At 38.7% G+C, this 19,758-nt stretch carries 15 protein-coding genes and 1 pseudogene; 14 read left to right on the top strand and 2 right to left on the bottom strand.

Annotated elements, in window-relative coordinates:
* Nucleotides 1–11: 11 nt before the first annotated feature.
* From kdpB to N9I19_RS03935, 4 genes and pseudogenes are all read left to right on the top strand, one after another.
* Nucleotides 12–2,051 carry a potassium-transporting ATPase subunit KdpB gene (gene kdpB / locus N9I19_RS03950; RefSeq protein WP_317777033.1) on the top strand — a complete coding sequence of 680 codons (2,040 nt, stop codon included), beginning with the start codon at nt 12–14 and terminating at the stop codon, nt 2,049–2,051.
* A gap of 24 nt (nt 2,052–2,075) precedes the next feature.
* A complete protein-coding gene (gene kdpC, locus N9I19_RS03945; protein WP_317777032.1) occupies nt 2,076–2,633 on the top strand; it encodes a potassium-transporting ATPase subunit KdpC in 558 nt (185 codons plus the stop codon).
* A gap of 64 nt (nt 2,634–2,697) precedes the next feature.
* Nucleotides 2,698–5,022 carry a histidine kinase gene (locus N9I19_RS03940; RefSeq protein ID WP_317777031.1) on the top strand — a complete coding sequence of 775 codons (2,325 nt, stop codon included), beginning with the start codon at nt 2,698–2,700 and terminating at the stop codon, nt 5,020–5,022.
* A 119-nt stretch (nt 5,023–5,141) separates the two neighbouring features.
* A pseudogene (locus N9I19_RS03935) lies at nt 5,142–5,630 on the top strand (recombinase family protein).
* A gap of 301 nt (nt 5,631–5,931) precedes the next feature.
* Here N9I19_RS03935 and N9I19_RS03930 read toward each other — a convergent pair.
* Nucleotides 5,932–7,449 carry an L-lactate permease gene (locus tag N9I19_RS03930; protein ID WP_317777030.1) on the bottom strand — a complete coding sequence of 506 codons (1,518 nt, stop codon included), beginning with the start codon at nt 7,447–7,449 and terminating at the stop codon, nt 5,932–5,934.
* 725 nt (nt 7,450–8,174) lie between these two features.
* Here N9I19_RS03930 and N9I19_RS03925 point away from each other — a divergent pair.
* From N9I19_RS03925 to N9I19_RS03905, 5 genes are all read left to right on the top strand, one after another.
* Nucleotides 8,175–8,735, top strand: coding sequence for a helix-turn-helix domain-containing protein (locus tag N9I19_RS03925; protein ID WP_061463666.1), 561 nt, complete (start codon nt 8,175–8,177; stop codon nt 8,733–8,735).
* 464 nt (nt 8,736–9,199) lie between these two features.
* A complete protein-coding gene (locus N9I19_RS03920; protein ID WP_317777029.1) occupies nt 9,200–11,407 on the top strand; it encodes a DNA topoisomerase III in 2,208 nt (735 codons plus the stop codon).
* A gap of 74 nt (nt 11,408–11,481) precedes the next feature.
* On the top strand, nt 11,482–11,910 hold the full coding sequence (mntR, locus tag N9I19_RS03915; RefSeq protein ID WP_061463662.1) for a transcriptional regulator MntR: 429 nt from the start codon (nt 11,482–11,484) through the stop codon (nt 11,908–11,910).
* Between the two features lie 499 nt (nt 11,911–12,409).
* The gene (locus tag N9I19_RS03910; RefSeq protein WP_317777028.1) at nt 12,410–13,105 is read left to right on the top strand and encodes a class I SAM-dependent methyltransferase; all 696 of its coding nucleotides are present in this window, start codon (nt 12,410–12,412) and stop codon (nt 13,103–13,105) included.
* Complete coding sequence (locus N9I19_RS03905; protein WP_061463658.1) at nt 13,105–13,800, top strand: AIM24 family protein; 696 nt, start codon at nt 13,105–13,107, stop codon at nt 13,798–13,800. The genes N9I19_RS03910 and N9I19_RS03905 overlap by 1 nt, the downstream gene beginning before the upstream one ends.
* A gap of 109 nt (nt 13,801–13,909) precedes the next feature.
* On the opposite strand, the gene metA is transcribed toward N9I19_RS03905, so the two are convergent.
* Nucleotides 13,910–14,818, bottom strand: a complete 909-nt coding sequence (metA, locus tag N9I19_RS03900; protein WP_317777027.1) for a homoserine O-acetyltransferase MetA — start codon at nt 14,816–14,818, stop codon at nt 13,910–13,912.
* A gap of 169 nt (nt 14,819–14,987) precedes the next feature.
* Between metA and N9I19_RS03895 the strand changes: the two genes are divergently transcribed.
* The 5 genes from N9I19_RS03895 (at nt 14,988) to N9I19_RS03875 (ending at nt 19,645) form a co-directional block, all read left to right on the top strand.
* Nucleotides 14,988–15,521, top strand: coding sequence for a hypothetical protein (locus tag N9I19_RS03895; RefSeq protein ID WP_317777026.1), 534 nt, complete (start codon nt 14,988–14,990; stop codon nt 15,519–15,521).
* Between the two features lie 86 nt (nt 15,522–15,607).
* Complete coding sequence (locus N9I19_RS03890; protein ID WP_061463651.1) at nt 15,608–16,084, top strand: glutathione peroxidase; 477 nt, start codon at nt 15,608–15,610, stop codon at nt 16,082–16,084.
* 143 nt (nt 16,085–16,227) lie between these two features.
* Nucleotides 16,228–17,073 carry a DegV family protein gene (locus N9I19_RS03885; protein ID WP_317777025.1) on the top strand — a complete coding sequence of 282 codons (846 nt, stop codon included), beginning with the start codon at nt 16,228–16,230 and terminating at the stop codon, nt 17,071–17,073.
* 53 nt (nt 17,074–17,126) lie between these two features.
* Nucleotides 17,127–17,771, top strand: coding sequence for an HD domain-containing protein (locus tag N9I19_RS03880; RefSeq protein ID WP_317777024.1), 645 nt, complete (start codon nt 17,127–17,129; stop codon nt 17,769–17,771).
* On the top strand, nt 17,768–19,645 hold the full coding sequence (locus N9I19_RS03875) for an ABC-F family ATP-binding cassette domain-containing protein (RefSeq protein WP_317777023.1): 1,878 nt from the start codon (nt 17,768–17,770) through the stop codon (nt 19,643–19,645). The genes N9I19_RS03880 and N9I19_RS03875 overlap by 4 nt, the downstream gene beginning before the upstream one ends.
* Nucleotides 19,646–19,758 lie beyond the last annotated feature (113 nt).

Genomic DNA, 19,758 nt, shown 5'->3' with positions numbered 1-19,758 from the left:
GAGTATTCTCAATGAGTACAATGCGTAAAGGGACTCTCAATAAGGAAATTGTCGGGCAAGCCATAAAAGATGCCTTTAAAAAGTTAGATCCAAGAATAATGGCTCGAAATCCTGTCATGTTTGTTGTTGAAATAGGATTTGTTATCACTCTATTACTATCAATATTCCCAAACATTTTTGGAGGAACATCGGATAGAGGTTATAACATTGCCGTGAGCGTAATATTGCTGGTTACAATACTCTTTGCTAACTTTGCCGAAGCATTAGCAGAGGGGCGGGGTAAAGCGCAAGCCGAAAGCCTGAAAAAGACGAAACAGGATACCAAGGCAAAGTTATGGCAAAAAGATGGTTCTATAAAGATTGTGGATGCCACAGAACTCCGTAAAGGCGATATTGTCTTGGTGGAAACCAATGATTTAATCCCAACCGATGGTAATGTAATTGAAGGAGTAGCCGCAGTAGATGAGTCCGCAATTACAGGCGAATCAGCTCCTGTAATCAAAGAATCAGGTGGGGACTTCTGTTCTGTAACTGGAGGAACGAAAGTCATCAGTGACTTTATCAAAATTATCGTCACTTCAGACCCAGGTGAATCCTTCCTTGATCGAATGATTAACCTCGTAGAAGGAGCTAAAAGACAAAAAACACCTAACGAAATTGCACTGAGTACCCTGCTTATTAGTTTGACCCTTATCTTTTTGCTTGTTTGCACTACACTAGTACCAATTTCTTCTTATATTAAAGTCACATTACCCATCGCAACCTTAGTTGCATTACTGGTCTGTTTGATCCCAACAACCATTGGAGGCCTATTGTCTGCCATTGGGATTGCGGGTATGGATAGGGTTACTCAATTTAACGTCATTGCCATGTCGGGAAAAGCTGTTGAAGCAGCTGGTGACATTAATACCATAATCCTTGATAAAACAGGAACCATCACACATGGGAACCGCATGGCTTCAGCTTTTTTACCGGTTAAGGGTATAAGCCAAGCTGAGTTAAATAAAGTGGCCGTTCATTCATCATTACACGATGAAACGCCTGAAGGCCGATCTGTCATCGAACTTGCTAGAAAAGCGGGATTATCTGATAAAGAATTAGATAAAACCGGTACAGAAGGAATTGATTTCACGGCTGATACCCGGATGAGTGGGACAGACTTTTCTGATGGTAGAAAAGTCAGAAAAGGTTCTGCTGATTCAATAAGACAATATATACAGCAACAAGGTGGAAAAGTTCCTGGGGATTTAGATAGCATTACTAATGAAGTCGCAACTGCAGGTGGTACTCCACTTGTTGTTGCAGAAGGAAACCGTTTGCTGGGTGTCATTTACTTGAAGGATACAGTAAAACCAGGCATGAGGGAACGCTTTGATGAATTGCGGAAAATGGGGATTAGAACCGTTATGTGTACCGGTGATAACCCATTGACAGCTGCAACCATTGCTAAGGAAGCCGGAGTAGATGATTTTATTGCCGAAGCCAAGCCTGAAGATAAAATTTCCGTCATTAAACAGGAACAAGCACAAGGCAAACTTGTCGCCATGACGGGAGATGGAACGAATGATGCCCCTGCATTGGCCCAGGCCGATGTTGGATTGGCGATGAATACAGGAACCATCGCAGCGAAGGAAGCAGCAAACATGGTGGATTTGGATTCTGACCCTACAAAAATTATCGAGGTAGTGGCGATTGGGAAACAGTTACTGATGACAAGGGGAGCTTTAACAACCTTCAGTATTGCGAATGATGTGGCAAAATACTTCGCGATCATTCCGGCTATGTTTATGTTGGCCATTCCGCAGATGAAGTCTCTAAACATTATGAATCTCGATACACCACAAAGTGCTATTTTATCGGCCTTGATTTTTAACGCTATCATTATACCCCTTCTCATACCATTGGCAATGAAGGGTGTGAAATATGTTCCAATGAGCGCATCAAAATTATTAACCAAAAATTTGTTCATATACGGATTAGGTGGAGTGATAGTTCCTTTCATAGGAATCAAACTTATAGATGTAATCCTAGTCATGTTTCATCTAGCTTAAAATCAAAAGTAAGGGTGAGAATCCATGTTGAAAAATATACGCTTAGTTCTGGTACTACTTGTTATGTGTGGAATTGCCTATCCATTGCTAATGACAGGTGTTGCTCAAGTCATTATGCCTGCAAAAGCAGATGGCAGTTTAATAAAAAACGAATCAGGAAAAATCATAGGTTCTGAACTAATTGGTCAATCTTTTAAAGACCCGGGTTACTTCCATGGTCGAGTTTCTTCTATAGACTATGATGCGGCAGGCTCAGGTACACCCAATTATGCCCCATCCAATGAAGACATGATCAAGCGCACAAAAAAAGATTGGGCAACATTTTTAAAAGAGAACCCTACTGTCAAACAAGAGGAGATACCTGCTGATTTACTGACAAACTCCGGTTCGGGCCTTGATCCAAATATTTCACCCCAAGGGGCGAAAATTCAGGTATCACGCATTGCTAAAGAGCGAGGAGTATCTGAAAAAAGTATATATAATCTTGTTGATAAATATACGGAGAGGCGGTCACTGGGGATATTTGGAGAACCCCGAGTGAATGTATTAAAATTAAACATAGCATTAGACCAACTAAAATAACTTTTGAAAAGGAGAGTTTGTCACTCTCCTTTTAACCTTGAACTGGATTTAGGAGGTCAATATTATGTTAGAACATTTCCGAAGAAAAACCCCAGATGAGATATTACATTCCATATCAAAAATAAAAAAGGGTAGGCTGAAAATTATACTAGGCGCAGTCAGTGGTTCTGGCAAAACCTATCACATGCTTCTTGAAGGAAACGATTTGAAAAAGCGAGGTATTGATGTCGTTGTCGGTATTATTAGCGCATCTAATCGTCTGAAAACCTTGGAACAAGTGGGTGGTCTTGAAATCATTCCAGCTATCGAATGGGAAGTTAAAGGAGAGACTAAGCATGATTTAGACTTGGATGAAATATTCGCAAGAAACCCTGAAGTTGTGTTGATAGACCTGCTTGCTCATAAAAACAGACCTTCCGCCAAAAACGCTACAAGACTAGAAGATGTACAGGAGATAATTGACAATAAAATCAGTGTCATTACAACCATAAATATTTATGAACTTGCAGGTGTTAAAGAAGTAGCAGAACAACTCACGGGACTCCCAATTCATGTAAGTAATACTGTGCCAGAGGATACGCTTTCTCACGCTGAAGAAGTGAAATTATTGGACGTAACCCCCGAATCAATCCTAAAACGTCTACAAGAAGGAGAGTTAGATGAAAAATATGAGCAAGGAAAAGGACATGATCACCTTTTTAAAAGACATAACTTAGCTGTACTTAGGGAATTGTCCCTTCGCTTCCTGGCAGGGGAGGTAGAGGATGATTTATACGAATTCCGGGAGCGTAAAGGGTTATCTGGTCCCTCTGGTGCTTCAGAGCGAATTTTAGTTTGTGCTCAATATCATTGGAATGGTTCCATTTTAATCCGGAGAGGAAATCAAATTGCCAAGCGTTTAGGCAGTGATTTATTAGTTACTTGTTTTATCCCCAATCAAAAAAAACTTTCCAAAGTAGAAGCCACATTTAAACGATCAATGGTGAAATTAATTAAAAAATTAGATGGGGTGTTTGAAGAAATATCTATCAGTAAGGAAAACATTGCTGAAGAAATTGTGGCCTATGCTTTATTGCATAATGTCACTCGAATTATACTTGGTCAGTCTAAAAGAACTCGTTGGGAAGAGATTATTCATGGATCCATCGTAAATCGGATTTTACGTATAACAAAGAATATTGATGTATTTGTTGTTGCAGACCGAGCTGAAGTGGGAGGAGAACGGATACTACCTGCTATTCAAACAAAGAGGAAAAAAGAAAATCCCTATCGGAGGCTTTCTTCAACCGAAATAAAAGAGAAGATACAAAAAGTTAAAAGAGGTACCTTAAAAGTATATATTGGTGCTGCTCCTGGAGTAGGAAAAACATATACCATGTTAAGGGAAGCCAATCAATTAAAGAAAAATGGAATCGACGTAGTCATTGGCTTACTAGAAACACACGGGCGTAAGGATACGGGCGATCAGGTAGGGTGTTTAGACATGATCCCTAGAAAAAAAGTGCAATATAAAAATGTAACCTTGGAAGAAATGGACCTTGATACTATCATTCTGCGTAATCCAGAAGTAGTCCTGGTGGATGAGTTAGCTCATACGAACATTCCGGGTAGTAAAAATGCTAAACGGTATGAGGATGTAGAAGAGATACTAAGTGCAGGAGTTTCTGTTATTTCCACTATGAATATCCAACATTTAGAGAGTTTAAATGACAGTGTCGAACAAATTTCTGGAGTCCGGGTAAGGGAAACTGTACCGGACCGGATCCTTCATTTAGCAGATGAGCTGGAATTAATAGATATTTCGCCTAAGACTTTAAGACAACGTATGCGAGAAGGTAACATTTATAAAATGGATAAAGTAGAGCAGTCGTTAAGCAATTTTTTTAAAACTGGAAACCTAATTGCGCTAAGGGAACTTGCATTACGTGAGTTAGCAGATGATGTAGATGATCGGTTGGAATCATTTGAACGGAAAAATGGCGTAAGAGGACCTTGGCGAAAAGAGGAAGTCATTTTTGTTTGTGTAAATTTACGTCAAGATTCAGAACGTTTAATACGAAGGGGATTTCGAATAGCGTATCGTTTGAAGGCCCAATGGTTTGTTGTTTATGTAAAAGACCACCAAAACTTGTCTAATGAAGAGGAAGTTATATTGAAAAAAGTCATGGTTCTAACGGAACGATTAGGAGGGATATTTGAAATATACCATGCCACACATCGGCGTTTAGTAGTAAAAGAAATAACGGGACAATTAAAAAATAAAAAAGCAACACAAGTAATTATAGGTCATTCAGCTAGGTCGAGGTGGCAAGAAATAAAAGAAGGCTCCATTGTTGAACGTCTTCTTCGCGAGACGAGGTATTTAGATGTACTAGTGGTAGCTGATTGATTGTTCAAGAAAGCTATCAAAAACCCGTTCGTAAAAGTACACTTTTACGAATGGTTATTTTTTAAATAAAATCCTCTTATTTTAACGTTCGTTAAAATGAAGGATGGCAACGTCAAGCTATGTTGGAAAATGGTCTCAATGAACGGGTTATCTTTTTAGAAAAACAAAGTGGAAAAATTTCAATCGAGTTCAATATCAATTATTAAAACGATTGATTCGTAAAGGCGATGTCCTTTACATTCATTCACTGGTGGTAGAAATAAAGAAGAGATCCTCCAGGAATGGAATGACATCACAAAAAATATTCAAGCAGATATCGTGGTGATGGATATGCCTTTGTTGGACACTACTCAATTTAAGGATAGTTTAGGGACCTTCATCGCAGATCTTGTTTTACAAATCCTCTCCTGGATGGCAGAAGAGGAATGGGCCGAAAACGGCAGCGTGAAGGAATTGATGTGGCTTTGCAAAACGGTGTACCCTTCGGCCGACCGAAAGCCCAAGTAACGGAAGGGTTTAAAGAAGTGTATGATCGTTGGAAAGCAAGTGAGATTTCAGCAGTTAACGCCATGGCGGAATTAGGCATTAAAAAGACGACTATTTATTAGTTAGTTAAAGAATACGAAAGAGACTTTTAATGTAGTTCTATATGTATAGAAGAAACTCGTCAAAAAGAAGCCTTTGCTCAACTGGAGCACAGGCTACTTTAGGTAGATTCTCTCATTTCCTATTATTAAAATGGCTGAAAGAACCTTTCATCAACAATATCTTTTTTAAAGTTTTCAAATGATTATGCTTACTATGCGAGATTTTATCTATAAAGTCGACCAATATTTAGATGATAGTAACCTTTTTTTATCAATATAAACTTAAAGTTCCACTTATAGTATGTTTAATGGTCTCTTGTATTTAAAACCAAAAATCAAAAACCAAAAAGCCAACAGTCAAAATGATTATTAATAATATTGCTCCAAGAACTATTATGGACATCTTTTTTAATAAACGATTTTCTTCGGATTCAATTCGACATAATGATGCACCTAACATAATTCTAGAGGGGCTGGCCATAGTTGAATGAGAAGAGCTTGTATTTTGAATACTAGCAATTAAATTTAATGGCAATCCGGTTTTCTTAGCAGTTTCAACTTGTAGTTGAGTAAACATAGCATTTGATCCTGTATTACTTCCCGTAAGAAATCCTCCAATTCCTCCAATAAAAGGAGAGACAAATATAAACATACTTCCGAAAATTAAACCTGCAGCATTAGCAATCGCAAATGTCATATTTGCTGTAGTCATTAGTTGAGAAATTGCTACAAATGCTGTGGTGGAAATTACAAAGGGAACCCATTGTTTTATAGAAATTTTAAGCGAACTCCAAATAATGCTTTTAGAGATTTTGAAAATGAATATGGTATATAAACATGTAATAAAAAGCCAAAATCCTGGTGAGTAAAGTAATGCTAATGAAAATGAAAAGGAAGGTAATTCAATGACAAAATGTGATTCTAGAAATTTTTTTATTGACGGTATAAGTCTTGAAATGAAAATTAATATGGTAAGTATTAAATAAGGACTCATAACCTTGATGATATTCAAATTTGTACCGTTATTTTCAGATACAGAGGTTTCGATAACGGTTTCATTTATTAATGATGAAGAATTTTTTATCTTTATAACCAGTAACCCGATACTACTAGTAACCAATGAACTGAGTACCCCGGCTAGTTCAACACTAACAAAAGCATTAAATAGAAATATTGAAATAGAAAAGATAACTGAAAGTAAAAGGATTTCCTTCCATCTATATTTTATTGCGTCTTTACCCCCAGCTAAATAAACAGCAATTAATAAAAAATATATAAAAACAGGGATGCTTATAATTGCAGTTCCTGAACCAAGTTCCTGAAGGGGAATTCCCCCAATTTGTGCCCCGATTACTGTTCCCGTGGATAATGCTCCCCAGGGGACTGCAAGTAAACTAACAAGTCCAATAGATGCTGCTTTCATAGGACTAAACCCTAAAGCAATTAAAATGGGTGCTACAATCATAAATGCTATTCCAAAGCCACTCGTTGATTCTAAAAGTGGAGAAAGCCCTATAACTAATAGAATGACTTGCAAAATCTGATCAGTTGTTACTTCTGAAAGAAATGAAGCAATTGCCCGAATTCCGCCAGTATTATTAATTAGATGAAAAAAGAGTATACCAAAGAATAAAACATACGCTGCTACAAAGGAAATTAAAAATCCTTTAAAGGAGGCATGTAAAGTACTTTCTACTGTTATATGGTAACTAGGATATACCAAAATAATAAGCATTGTAACAATGTAAGATAAGAGTCCAGACCGGAGTGATGTTTGTTTAAAAACAAATAAAAGAACAAATATACATATAAAAGGCAATAAGGCTATTATTAGATTCATAATGATCATCCTTTCGAAATGGAAAAAATACGTCTACGCTATATATAGCGTAAACGTTTAAATTTATGAAATGTCACTATATAAAGCTTGCAATACTGATTGAGCGCTTGCAAATAGTTGAAAATAATATTCTATCTGGTGGAGTTGAAACATAATTCAATCCATGAGGAGCCGCATGTTTAGATAACCATTTTACTCTCTCCGCCTAAACCCATTAGATATTCTCTTTCATTCGATAGTTTTAAAAGTTTTGTCCTTCTTAGGCCTTGTACAATTGACTTTCCTACAATTTGTTCATTAATAATTTGAAATGGGCTACTAGGCATTATATTTAATTTAACGTACTCTGGAATGTGTATGATCATGTGGGATCTGGTACGAAGGTATTATTAAAGCAGCACAGATATTTTAGACGTTAAAGGAATAATGATTTTTGCATCATCTTTATTGTAGAAAGCACCATCAACAAATATTTTTGTAGTCATTTAAATAACCTTCTTTTCTTTTATTAAATTAATTAAAAATTTAAATCCCTGTTATTTACTTTGAATATTCAGACTTTATTAAGTGAAGACATTTAGACATAGTTGTGCAATTGTGCCCCTTCTTTTTCCTTCTCTTGATTTTATTACCAAATCCACTATAGTGAATTTGATTCCATAATAAATCCGTTATAAACTAAAGTCAAGAATTAAATTCACTATAGTAGAATGTAGGGGGTTTTTATGGAATTTTCAACTAATGTAAAAAATGTAAGGAAGTCAAAAGGCTACACACTAGAAGAACTAGCTAAAAAGTCGGGAGTTAGTAAGTCTATGTTATCTCAGATTGAAAGAGGTGATAAAAATCCAACAATTCATGTTGCTTCACAAATTGCGGAAGCACTGGATGTAACAATATCGTCTTTGTTGGGGGAGGATCAAAAAAGAAGTGTGTCTATTATTCGTTCGAGTAACAGATTAATATATAAGGACGAAAACACAAAGTTCGAAAGACATCTTTTATCACCGCCGGCTAATGATATTGAATTCATTTTAAATAAAATTCCTCCTTTAGAGGAAACCGGAATTTTTCCACCTCATAAAAAGGGTGTAGAGGAATACATCTATGTTTTAAAAGGAAAAATACAAGTTGAATTAGGTGAGGAACCTGAAATTTATACGTTAGAAGAAGGGGATTCAATATATTTTGAAGCAGATATAGACCATAGGTTTCTGAATTTATCAGAAGAAGAGTGTAATTACTTTTTAATAATTAATTCAACTAAAAAAAATATGTATAGATAACTTCGTTAATAAACAGTGGTGTACTTAAAAAACTATAAAAAGAATACATGCTTATAAGCTGAACTGCCCCGTAAATGTTAGTTTGGTGTCTAACATTTACGGGGCAGTTCACTTTTGACTTCAGTCTTTTTTGTTTTAAAATAATTTCTTCATCTTCATCTAAACAGTGAAAAGCTAGGAAGGGCACATTTAACATCGCACTTGTTTCTTTTGTATATACTCCGATTCCCCCCTAATCTATGCTGACCATCCATTAGTGAAGCTTTTTTTTTGCATATTAATCTGCCTATATTTGGACGGATTTTATCATAAGCCTGAAAATCCCATTCTTCTCCGGAGTTAAGCAATTATTTCAAGCTTTCTTAGATCAATTGAGTTAAACCGAAGTCATATCTAGCCGATTTTGATAATTAAGGTATAATAATAGGGTAAGATATTTTGTAACGGATTAGGTGAAGATGATCATGAAGCTAATCATTGCGGAGAAACCAGATCAAGGTTCAACGTTAGCAGCTCAATTTAAAACGAAGAAACAGCAAGGATATATAGAAATCATGCCGAATGAACTTTTTCCCGACGGAGCTTATGTAACTTGGGCCGTCGGGCATTTATGTCAACTCGTTTCGCCGGAAACCTATCATTCAAAATGGAAAAAATGGTCGATGGAAACGTTGCCGATGATTCCAGAGAAATTTCAATATGAAGTGACCCGACAAAAGGCAAAGCAATTCAATGTAGTGAAGACTTTGCTTAGGAAACCGGATGTCGATGAAATCATTCATGCAGGCGATGCTGGGCGTGAAGGAGAATTGATTGTACGTAATATCGTTAATCTATGTAATGTCAATAAACCGATGAAACGTTTATGGATTTCCTCTTTGACCCCAAAAGCGATTTATGAGGGATTCCAAAACCTGATGGGCGAGGAAAAAACCAGGCCACTCTATCATGAAGCGTACACGAGAGCTTGCGCAGACTGGGTTGTGGGAATGAATGCATCGAGAGCGTATAGTATTCTATTGAAACAAAGGGGTGTTTCGGATGTGTTTTCAGCTGGTAGGGTTCAGACACCGACTCTCGCTTTGATAGTGAAACGGGAAATGGAAATTGAACAATTCAAGTCTGAACCGTTCTGGGAAGTGTTCGCTGACTTCAAGATGGATGGTAAGGAGTATCAGGGAAAATGGCAGCAGAACAATGATCCGAGAATCAAGACAAAAGAACTTGCTGATAAAATTGCCGCCTTTTGCAAGGGTAAAGAAGCTGAAATTGCGGAAATGGCTACAGAAAGAAAAGAATTTCAGCCACCTTTGTTATTTAATCTATCGTCATTGCAGGCAACCGTAAACAAGATTTATAAATATTCACCGAAACAGACGCTTGATATTGTACAAAGTTTATATCAAAAAGGGATCGTTTCTTATCCACGTTCAGACTCCAATTATGTGACAGAGGGGGAAGCCGAAACATTTCCTGATATATTGCAAAAACTAAGTGGATTTTCAGAATATGAATCCCTGTTTCCTTTGCCACAACCGAGCATCATGAATAATAAACGGTTTGTAAATGAAAAAAAAGTGACTGATCACTATGCAATTATCCCGACGGAGCAAGTGACCGACCCAAAGAGGCTTTCCGCTGAAGAACGGAATATTTATGACTTGGTGGTCCGCCGGTTGATTGCGGCACATTATGAGAAAGCCATTTTCGATTACACCACCATTAAAACGCTTGTCGATAAGCGTGCCGAATTCATTTCTAAAGGCAAGCAGCAGATCCAAGAGGGATGGCGCAAAGTGATTTTCCAAAATGAGAAGGATGATGATGATATCCTTTTGCCGGCCGTTTCAAAAGGGGATTTTGGAAAGGTCGCCAAAATAAAGGTGAAAGAAGGAAGAACTCAGCCTCCAAAGCGTTATACAGAAGGTCAGTTGATCACTTTGATGAAAACGGCCGGAAAACACTTGGATAATGAAGAGTTAGAAAAGGTGCTGATGAAAACCGAAGGCCTCGGCACAGAAGCAACTCGAGCTGGTATCATTACCATGCTCAAAGACCGTAAATACATTGATGTCAAAAAAAATCAGGTGTTTGCGACGGATAAAGGGAAAGTGCTGATCACTGCAATTGGGGAGAAAATCCTGGCTTCACCTGAAATGACAGCCAAATGGGAACAGCGTTTAAGGGAAATTGGTGAAGGGAAGGCTTCAGCCGGCGTCTTTATGGAAGCTGTTAAAAAGATGTCAGCAAAAATTATCAGTGATGCCGTGGAATCATCTGAAAGCTGGGATTTTCAAGGGCTGGACACCGAGTCGATTCAACGGAGCGGCCCTAAAAAGAGAAGCTCGGCATCTGTGGGCAGCTGTAAGCTATGCGGTTCTAAGATTGTCGATAAAGGGGAATTCTATGGATGTGTAAATTATCAAAAAACCAAGTGTAACTTTACGATCTCCAAAAAAATCCTTAATAAGAAAATCAGTCAAGCAAATATAAAAAAATTATTGTCGAGCGGTGAAACGGATTTGATAAGTGGTTTTAAAAAAGGTGAAAAAACCTTTGATGCCATTTTATCTTGGTCCGATTCTGAAAAGAAGATCAGCTTTACATTCCAAACAGAACAGAACAGAACATCAAACAAACATGAGAAGAAACTTCATTTAAAAGCGCCCTGAGACCTTATCTTCTTGTTTCAGGGGCGTTTATATAGTAAAATTTTTAGATATGCGTTTGAATGGGAGGATTCCGAATGCCTACACCTAGCATGGAGGATTACATAGAACAAATTTATTTACTTATTGAAGAAAAAGGATATGCAAGAGTTTCGGATATTGCCGAAAACCTTTCCGTCCACCCATCTTCTGTTACAAAAATGGTTCAAAAACTGGACCATGAAAAATATTTGATATATGAAAAGTACCGGGGTCTCGTTTTAACTGCAAACGGGAAAAAGGTTGGTAAAAGGCTCGTATACCGCCATGAACTTTTAGAACAGATGCTTAGATTGCTTGGGGTCAAGGAAGAAAATATTTATCATGATGTTGAAGGGATTGAACATCACCTTAGTTGGAATGCCATCGATAGGATTGGCGATCTGGTTGAATTCTTTGAGGAGTCTCCCGATCGTGTCGAGGATTTACGAAAGATACAAAAAAGAAATGAAGAAAATTCAAAATAAGCTGCCTCAGGCAGCTTTCAGACTGTAGACAAACTCGATGAAAATCGAGTTTGTCTACAGTCTTTTTTGAGGGTTTTAAAAATTCGAACGTTGATTTCCACTTCAGGCACTCACTTTCCGCGGGCGGTCCGGGAGCCTCCTCGGCGCCTTTGCGCCTGTGGGGTCTCCCTTGGACACGCTTTTCCCGCAGGAGTCTCGCACCTTCCGTTCCAATCAACTCTGTTTTAACAATTAGATATAACCGCTTTTGCCTACAATCTTTTTTATTTTTATGTTAATTGAAATTTTTCAGATGACATCACCTGTTTTCTGGAACCGGGCATTCATCATTATAAAAGTATTTTAAAAAAGGATTTTTTAATTAAGAGCAGAATAGCTATAATGAAGCCCTGTATTTTGATTCGGGAAAACTTTGTGTTAGTTAACGAATGTGATTGTAATTTCCGTAATGCTTCAAGTACTAATATAATTTGAGATTAAATGGGAGGGGGATTGTTTAATGAATTTACATACTTGGCATAAAGAGTCGGAAAAGGAATGGGATGTCTTTGCACCTATGTGGGTGAAGAATTCGCAAGAAATGTGGGAATCGGGGAGCCGAAAAAACATTATTCCGTTCTTTTCTGAATATGTACCTTCGGGAGTGAAGGTAGCTGACATAGGCTGTGGAGATGGAGTTGGTTCTTTAAAATTGGCCGAAGCGGGATTTGAAGTAACTGGAGTCGATTTATCCAATGTCATGATTGAATTTGCAAAGGGGAAAACAGCTCTCCAACCTGAACTTTCTTTCATTCAAGGAGATTTTTATGATCTTCCATTCAAGGATGAGGAAATGGATGCGGCATTGGTCATTAATTCTTTGGAATATACAGGTGAACCATTAACGGTGATGAAGGAAATTCAACGGGTAATTAAGCCTGGCGGTTATGCCTGTTTTGGAATTCTTGGTCCGACGGCTGAACCACGAAAAAAATTCAGTTTTCAACGGCTATTAGGAGATAAAGTCATTATGAATACAATGCAGGCTTGGGAATTTGAAAAAATGGCAACAGAAACGGGATGGAAGGTGGTCGCTGACACCGGCGTTGCGAAGAGAGGGGTGGACTTTGCAAAACTGGGGCATTTTTCAAAGGAACTAAAACAAGCTGTATCGTTCATGTGGCTGTTCCTCCTTCAAAAAAAGGTGGATCAGTGATGGAGAAGTATCAAATCGATCAATTCGTTGAAAAGACGAAACAGCAGGATAAAGGGCAAGGCTTATTTGAACTTGAAACGGAACGAATTCTGGAAATTAATCTGGAACAGCAGATCTGGGCAAAAATGGGGACGATGATTTCTTATCGCGGACAAATTAAATTCGAGAGGGAAGGTATCTTGGAGCATGGTCTTGGTAAACTCTTCAAGAAAGCCTTGACTGGTGAGGGTGCATCCTTGATGAAAGCGACCGGCAGCGGCAAGCTATACGTCGCGGATCAAGGGAAGAAGATATCAATTTTACAGTTAAATGGTGAATCGATCTGTGTTAATGGTAATGATTTGCTTGCCTTTGAGCCGGGTATTCAATGGGATATAAAAATGATGCGGCGCATTGCAGGGTTATTGGCGGGTGGATTGTTCAATGTAAGACTCGAGGGAAGAGGGATGGTTGCATTCACTTCCCATTATGAGCCACTCACTTTAATGGTGGAAGCTGGGAATCCAGTCTATACGGACCCGAATGCCACAGTAGCTTGGTCAGGGGAGCTTCAGCCTGAATTCGTAACGGATGTTTCATTAAAGTCGTTTTTTGGAAGGGGAAGCGGCGAATCCGTTCAAATGAAATTCGAAGGGAAAGGGTTTGTAGTCGTCCAACCTTTTGAAGAGGTATATTTCGGTAATAAAGAATCATGAAAGAAACAACCTGAGTCAAAAACTCAGGTTGTTTCCCATGATAGCCGAAAGTTGCTGCCTACAAAAAAACTAGTCACTTAAAAGAGAAAGCTTCTTTTTCCTTACCCTTTCAATCCCACTCATATGGGGTTGATTGGTAAACATAATAGTTCAGCCAATTCGAGAACATCAGACTGCAATGGCTCTTCCAGCGGTGAAGGGGTACCTTGGTCGGATCGTTATCAGGAAAGTAATTTTCAGGGAGTTGCGTATTGATCCCACGCTCCCTATCACGCTTATATTCTTCACCGAGGGTATCGGCATCATACTCGAAATGGCCGGTCACCATGATTCTTTTTCCATCAACTGAAGCAGCTATCAATACCCCAGCTTGATCGGACTGTGCCAGAACCTTCAATTCTGGATGGTTAACTAATTTTTGATAGTCAATATCCGTATAGCGCGAATGAGGGGCCATAAAATAGTCATCGAATCCTCGGACTAAATTTTCAGTTGGTTCAAGTACCTCATGAGTGTATATACCGAAGCATTTCACTGGCAGTTCATGTTTCCCTATTCCATAATGATGGTATAGGGCTGCTTGAGCTCCCCAACAGATATGTAGGGTGGATGTGACATTTTCTGTTGACCAATTCATGATATCCTGCAGTTCTTCCCAATAATTAACGTCTGAAAATTCCAGCTTCTCGACTGGAGCGCCCGTAATGATCAAGCCGTCATATTTCTTCGTGCGAATATCATTAAATGATTTATAAAACTGATCTAAATGAAATTTACTAGTGTTTTTTGATTCATGTGTGCTCAAACGCAGGAATGATATGTTTACTTGAATGGGAGTATTGCCAAGAAAGCGCAGTAACTGGGCCTCTGTTTTTTCTTTCTCTGGCATAAGGTTTAAAATTAATATATTCAATGGACGGATTTCCTGATTGGTAGCTCTATCCTCATCCATAACGAAGATATTTTCCTGTTCTAAAATTTCTTTAGCTGGCAGTTGTTCCGGAATTCTGATTGGCATGATTAGCCTCCTTCTCCAAAAATCATAATATTTTAATTATATAGAAAATTACTGAATAGAAAAGCTATTTTAATAATTTCTTCTAAATCCTGAGGGAAATGGCTCGGGGATGGTAAAATGGTGAGATCATGATTACATAAACTTATGAAGTTGGAGAGGTGTATGGAGATTGTTCGATCCTACAGCATTTGAGAACATGAAAGTGGTATTGGAAGGTGCGGTCTATGATCGTGACTTCATTGGAGATATATTGGTCATAAACCGTGATGATATAGTGAATCTCGCAAACATGTCCAGAACATATAAGATTGAAATGGAATTGAAAGAATCGCTGGCGCCTATTTCGGTTATCGGAGTCATCGAGTTACACGCTTCACTCCAGAATCTAAGTTCGGAGTTACTTGATTCCACTATTAATGAAACGCATTCCGGTTGCACGGTTAATATTTTCATTTCTTTTCCTAAAAAGCTTGATGAAGTGAATGCTGAACAATTCTTGATCGATCTGGAAAAAATTTGGGGGGATCAGAGAATCATTACAGTGACGACCAGCGAAACGGTCAGTAAAAAATTGCAACCCATTCATTCTTCTTTATTTAAAGTTTCATTTGGAAGGCTTGTAAAAGAAGAGCAAATGGAGGATTTGGAAGATATGGTAGAATATTTGATACAATCCATTCAAGCGATGAAGATTCCGGGATAATTGGAAAAGGTAAGATTATAAAAGTTGGTAAACGTACCTTTAAATACTGTAAAATGACATCATCATACTAAAGGGAGAGATCATACATGTCCATTTACGAATTTGAAGTCAATAAAATCAATGGCGAAACCATCTCGCTTGAGGAATATAGAGGGAAAGTGATGATTATAGTGAATACCGCAAGCAAATGCGGTTTTTCGCCACAGTATGATGATTTGCAAAGCCTGTATGTACAATATAAAGAAGATGGGTTGGCGGTGCTTGGTTTTCCATGTAATCAGTTTTTGAATCAGGAGCCTGGAGATGATCTGGAAATCGATTCTTATTGTAAGTTGAATCATGGTGTAACATTCCCGATGTTTGCAAAAGTGAATGTCAATGGCAAGGAGGCCCATCCTTTATTCAGCTATCTGACTGAAAATGCTCCTGGAGTGATGGGGTCTAAATCGATAAAATGGAATTTTACAAAGTTCTTGATTGACCGTGATGGAAATATCGTAAGTCGGTATGCCCCTAAAACAAAACCACTGGAAATCGAAGAGGATTTAAAAAAATTATTATGAAGAATGATATCGAGTTCAACGGAAGAGGTACTTTCTGTTGGGCTCTTTTTGTAAGGCAAGATATTTATCCACAACGCTTTCTAAAAGGGACAAATGGGGGGAGAGTTGAATATAATAGGAGACACCAATTGAGGGGGGAAACCATGGAACGAATTGCATGGGTAACGGATAGCACGGGAACTTTAGATGAAGAATTATCATTGAATGAACATGTTTACGTCGTTCCGATGATCGTTATCATCGATGGGAAGGAATATGAAGATGGTATCGACCTATCACCTGGGGAATTATACCGAAGAATGAGTGAGGAAAAGAAAAACGCGACTACATCACAGCCCTCGGTCGGTACATTCCAAGAGTTATATAAGAAGCTTGAAAAACGTTATGATCGAATCATTGCGGTTCATCTTTCAAGTGAATTGAGCGGGACCGTTTCCGCGAGCAGGCAAGCTGCACAAATGGTTACGATCCCCGTTGACGTTTTTGATACTCTGCTTATTTCCTTTCCAATGCTTTTAATAATGAAACGGCTCATGCATTATATTGATAATGGCCATTCCGTCAATGAGGCCTTCGTTAAAACGAGAAAATATGCGGATAATCATGAAACCTATGTATTAATAGGTTCTTTGGATCAGCTGCATCGCAGCGGAAGGTTATCGAACGCACAGTATATTTTAGGAAGCCTATTGAGCTTTAAACCCATCATTTCAATCGAAAATGGCTTGCTTCATACTAAATCTAAACCCCGAAACCTTAAAAAAGCGGAAAAACAGATCTTCACTGATTTTCGCAGATCAGTCGAAGCAGGTAAAGTAAAAGAATGCACCATATTATATGGAGCTGTGTCGGAGCAGTCACAAAGATGGAAAAAGATGATTTCTGAAGAATTTCCTCATGTGTTGACACATGTATCCCCACTGGGCAGTGCAATCGGGGTGCATACCGGTGAACAGACGATTGGACTTAGTTGGTTCAATGAAGATTAAAGCACAACATTATTGAGAACCATGGTAAAATAGAAAGGACATGGAGTGGTGAAATGAATCAAATGATGATTGATTTAACGGAGAAGTATGTATATGACCAATTGAAATCTGATGCCAGCGGCCATGATTGGTTCCATATCGATCGGGTTCGTAAGCTGGCTTTACATATTGCAAAAGAAGAACGTAAAGGGAATGAGTTTATCATTGAATTGGCGGCACTGCTTCATGATATCCCCGATGATAAATTAAACCGGGATGCTGATGAGGGATCGAAAAAGCTGGATGAATGGTTTGATGAAATAAAATTGGAAATTGATAGCGTGAATGCCATTAAGCAGATCATCAACACAATTTCCTATAGTTCCGGGCAGTTGAAGCTTCCTTCCATCGAGGCTGAAATCGTTCAGGATGCGGACCGCTTGGATGCAATTGGCGCCATAGGGATAGCAAGGACATTTGCATTTGGAGGGAAAAAGGGACAACCCATGTTTGATCCTTCATTGTCAATAAGGGGAAATATGACAAAAGAGGAATACAGGACGGGGAAAAGCTCTTCCATTCATCACTTTTATGAAAAACTATTACGTTTGCAAGATATGCTCAATACTTGTACAGCCAAGAGGATTGCAAGTGAAAGGCATGAATATATGGTTAGATTTTTAGAGGAATTTAATAAGGAATGGGATGTACGATTATGAAAGTTTTTAGCATGGAACATGTAATGAAAACCCAAGGGGAAAAGCTTCTTTTTAAAGATGTATCTTTTTCCATTACCGAAGGGGAAAAAATCGGGATCGTTGGTATAAACGGCACCGGTAAATCGACATTATTGAATATCATTGCAGGATTGGAAGACAGTGATTTAGGAACGAAGGATCATCCGAATGATTACACGATTTCCTACCTATCCCAAGATCCGCAATTTGATGAGAAATTGACGATCATGGAATATATGTATGAAAGTTCAACGCCTGTATTTTCATTGATTAAGGAGTATGAAAAGACGCTCGTCCAACTCCAGGTAGATCCACAGAATAGTGCCATACAGGACCGTTTGTTAAAACAGCAACAGGATATGGACACGCTTGGCGCCTGGGATACAAGTGCCAATGCCAGAACGATACTGACCAAGCTGGGCCTTCCTGATCACTCAAGGAAATTGGGGGAACTGTCAGGCGGCCAAAAAAAGCGGGCGGCACTGGCAAAAACCTTGATTGAGACCCCGGATTTACTGATTTTGGATGAGCCTACGAACCATCTTGATTTTGAAAGCATTACCTGGCTTGAAGAATATTTGGGAAAATATCAAAAGTCCGTTTTATTTGTAACACATGATCGATATTTCTTAGATCGGGTTTCTAATAAGATTTGGGAAATTGCCCAAACGAAGCTCTTCGAATACAAAGGAAACTATGCAGACTATTTAGAATCAAAGGCCATTCGTGAAGAGAATGAATCGACGGAAAGAACGAAAAAAGAAAGTCTATTCAAAAAAGAACTGGCCTGGATCCGTAAAGGTGCCAAGGCCCGTACAACGAAACAAAAGGCCAGGATCCAACGCTTCGAAACATTGGAATCAGGTGTAAAGGATAAACAGAAAACCGAGAGCCTGGAAATGGAATTAAGCGGTGCCCGTTTAGGGAAAAAGGTACTGGAGATGCAGGATGTCTCTAAAACTTTCGGGGATCAGTCCATCATCAACCATTTTTCCTTCCTCTTCAAACCAGGTGATAGGATTGGAATTGTTGGTAATAATGGCAGTGGAAAGTCCACCTTGTTAAATATTTTGGCCGGACGGGAATCTATAGATGATGGAAATCTAGAAATAGGGCAAACCGTGAAAATAGGGTACTATACGCAAGAAAGCGTCGATATGGACGAGAATCTGCGCATGATAGAGTATATTCGGGAAACGGCGGATTCAATCGCCCTTAAAGATGGTAGCTACATATCAGCTGCTCAGATGCTTGAAAGGTTCTTGTTTCCAATGGGCTCGCATGGGACGCCGATTCGTAAGCTGTCCGGAGGGGAGAAAAGGCGTTTATATCTCCTTAACATATTAATGTCGGCACCTAATGTCCTGCTTTTGGATGAACCTACGAATGATTTGGACACGCAAACCTTGACCGTTCTTGAGGATTATTTAGAAACATTTTCAGGTGTAGTCATTACCGTATCACATGATAGGTATTTCCTGGATAAAACATGCCATCAGCTCCTTGTCTTCAAGAATAAAGGTGAAATTGATTTCTATTACGGTAATTACTCGGAGTTCTTGGAGGAAAAGACGGAAGAGGCCGTACCAGTGAAAACACCAGAACCTCCACTCAATCGCACAGAAAAGAAAAAGAAAAAACTAACATATGCGGAAAGTAAGGAATGGGAAGAGATAGAAGGGAACATGGAACGGGTCGAGCTGCGTCTGAAAGACATCACGTCTGAAATGTCAGCTGCGGGAAGCGATTTTGAACAAGTCCGCCTGTTACTTGAAGAAGAAAAGGGACTAACGGATAAATTAGAGCATTTGATGGAAAGATGGACGTATTTAGCGGAAAAATTGGAAGAGGAATGAGCGGGGTGACTGGTCCAGGGGAACGAACTTGGACCAGTCTTTTTTTAGCTAATCTCAATTGCATGAGAATCTTTTGCCGTTGTGATAATATCTAGTACATGGAAACGTCTTGT

It is taken from the genome of Peribacillus sp. CSMR9, from assembly GCF_033141925.1.
GTDB lineage: Bacteria > Bacillota > Bacilli > Bacillales > DSM-1321 > Peribacillus > Peribacillus simplex_A.
The sequence above is the reverse complement of the archived record's forward strand: the minus strand, read 5'-3'. Positions and strand labels throughout refer to the sequence as shown.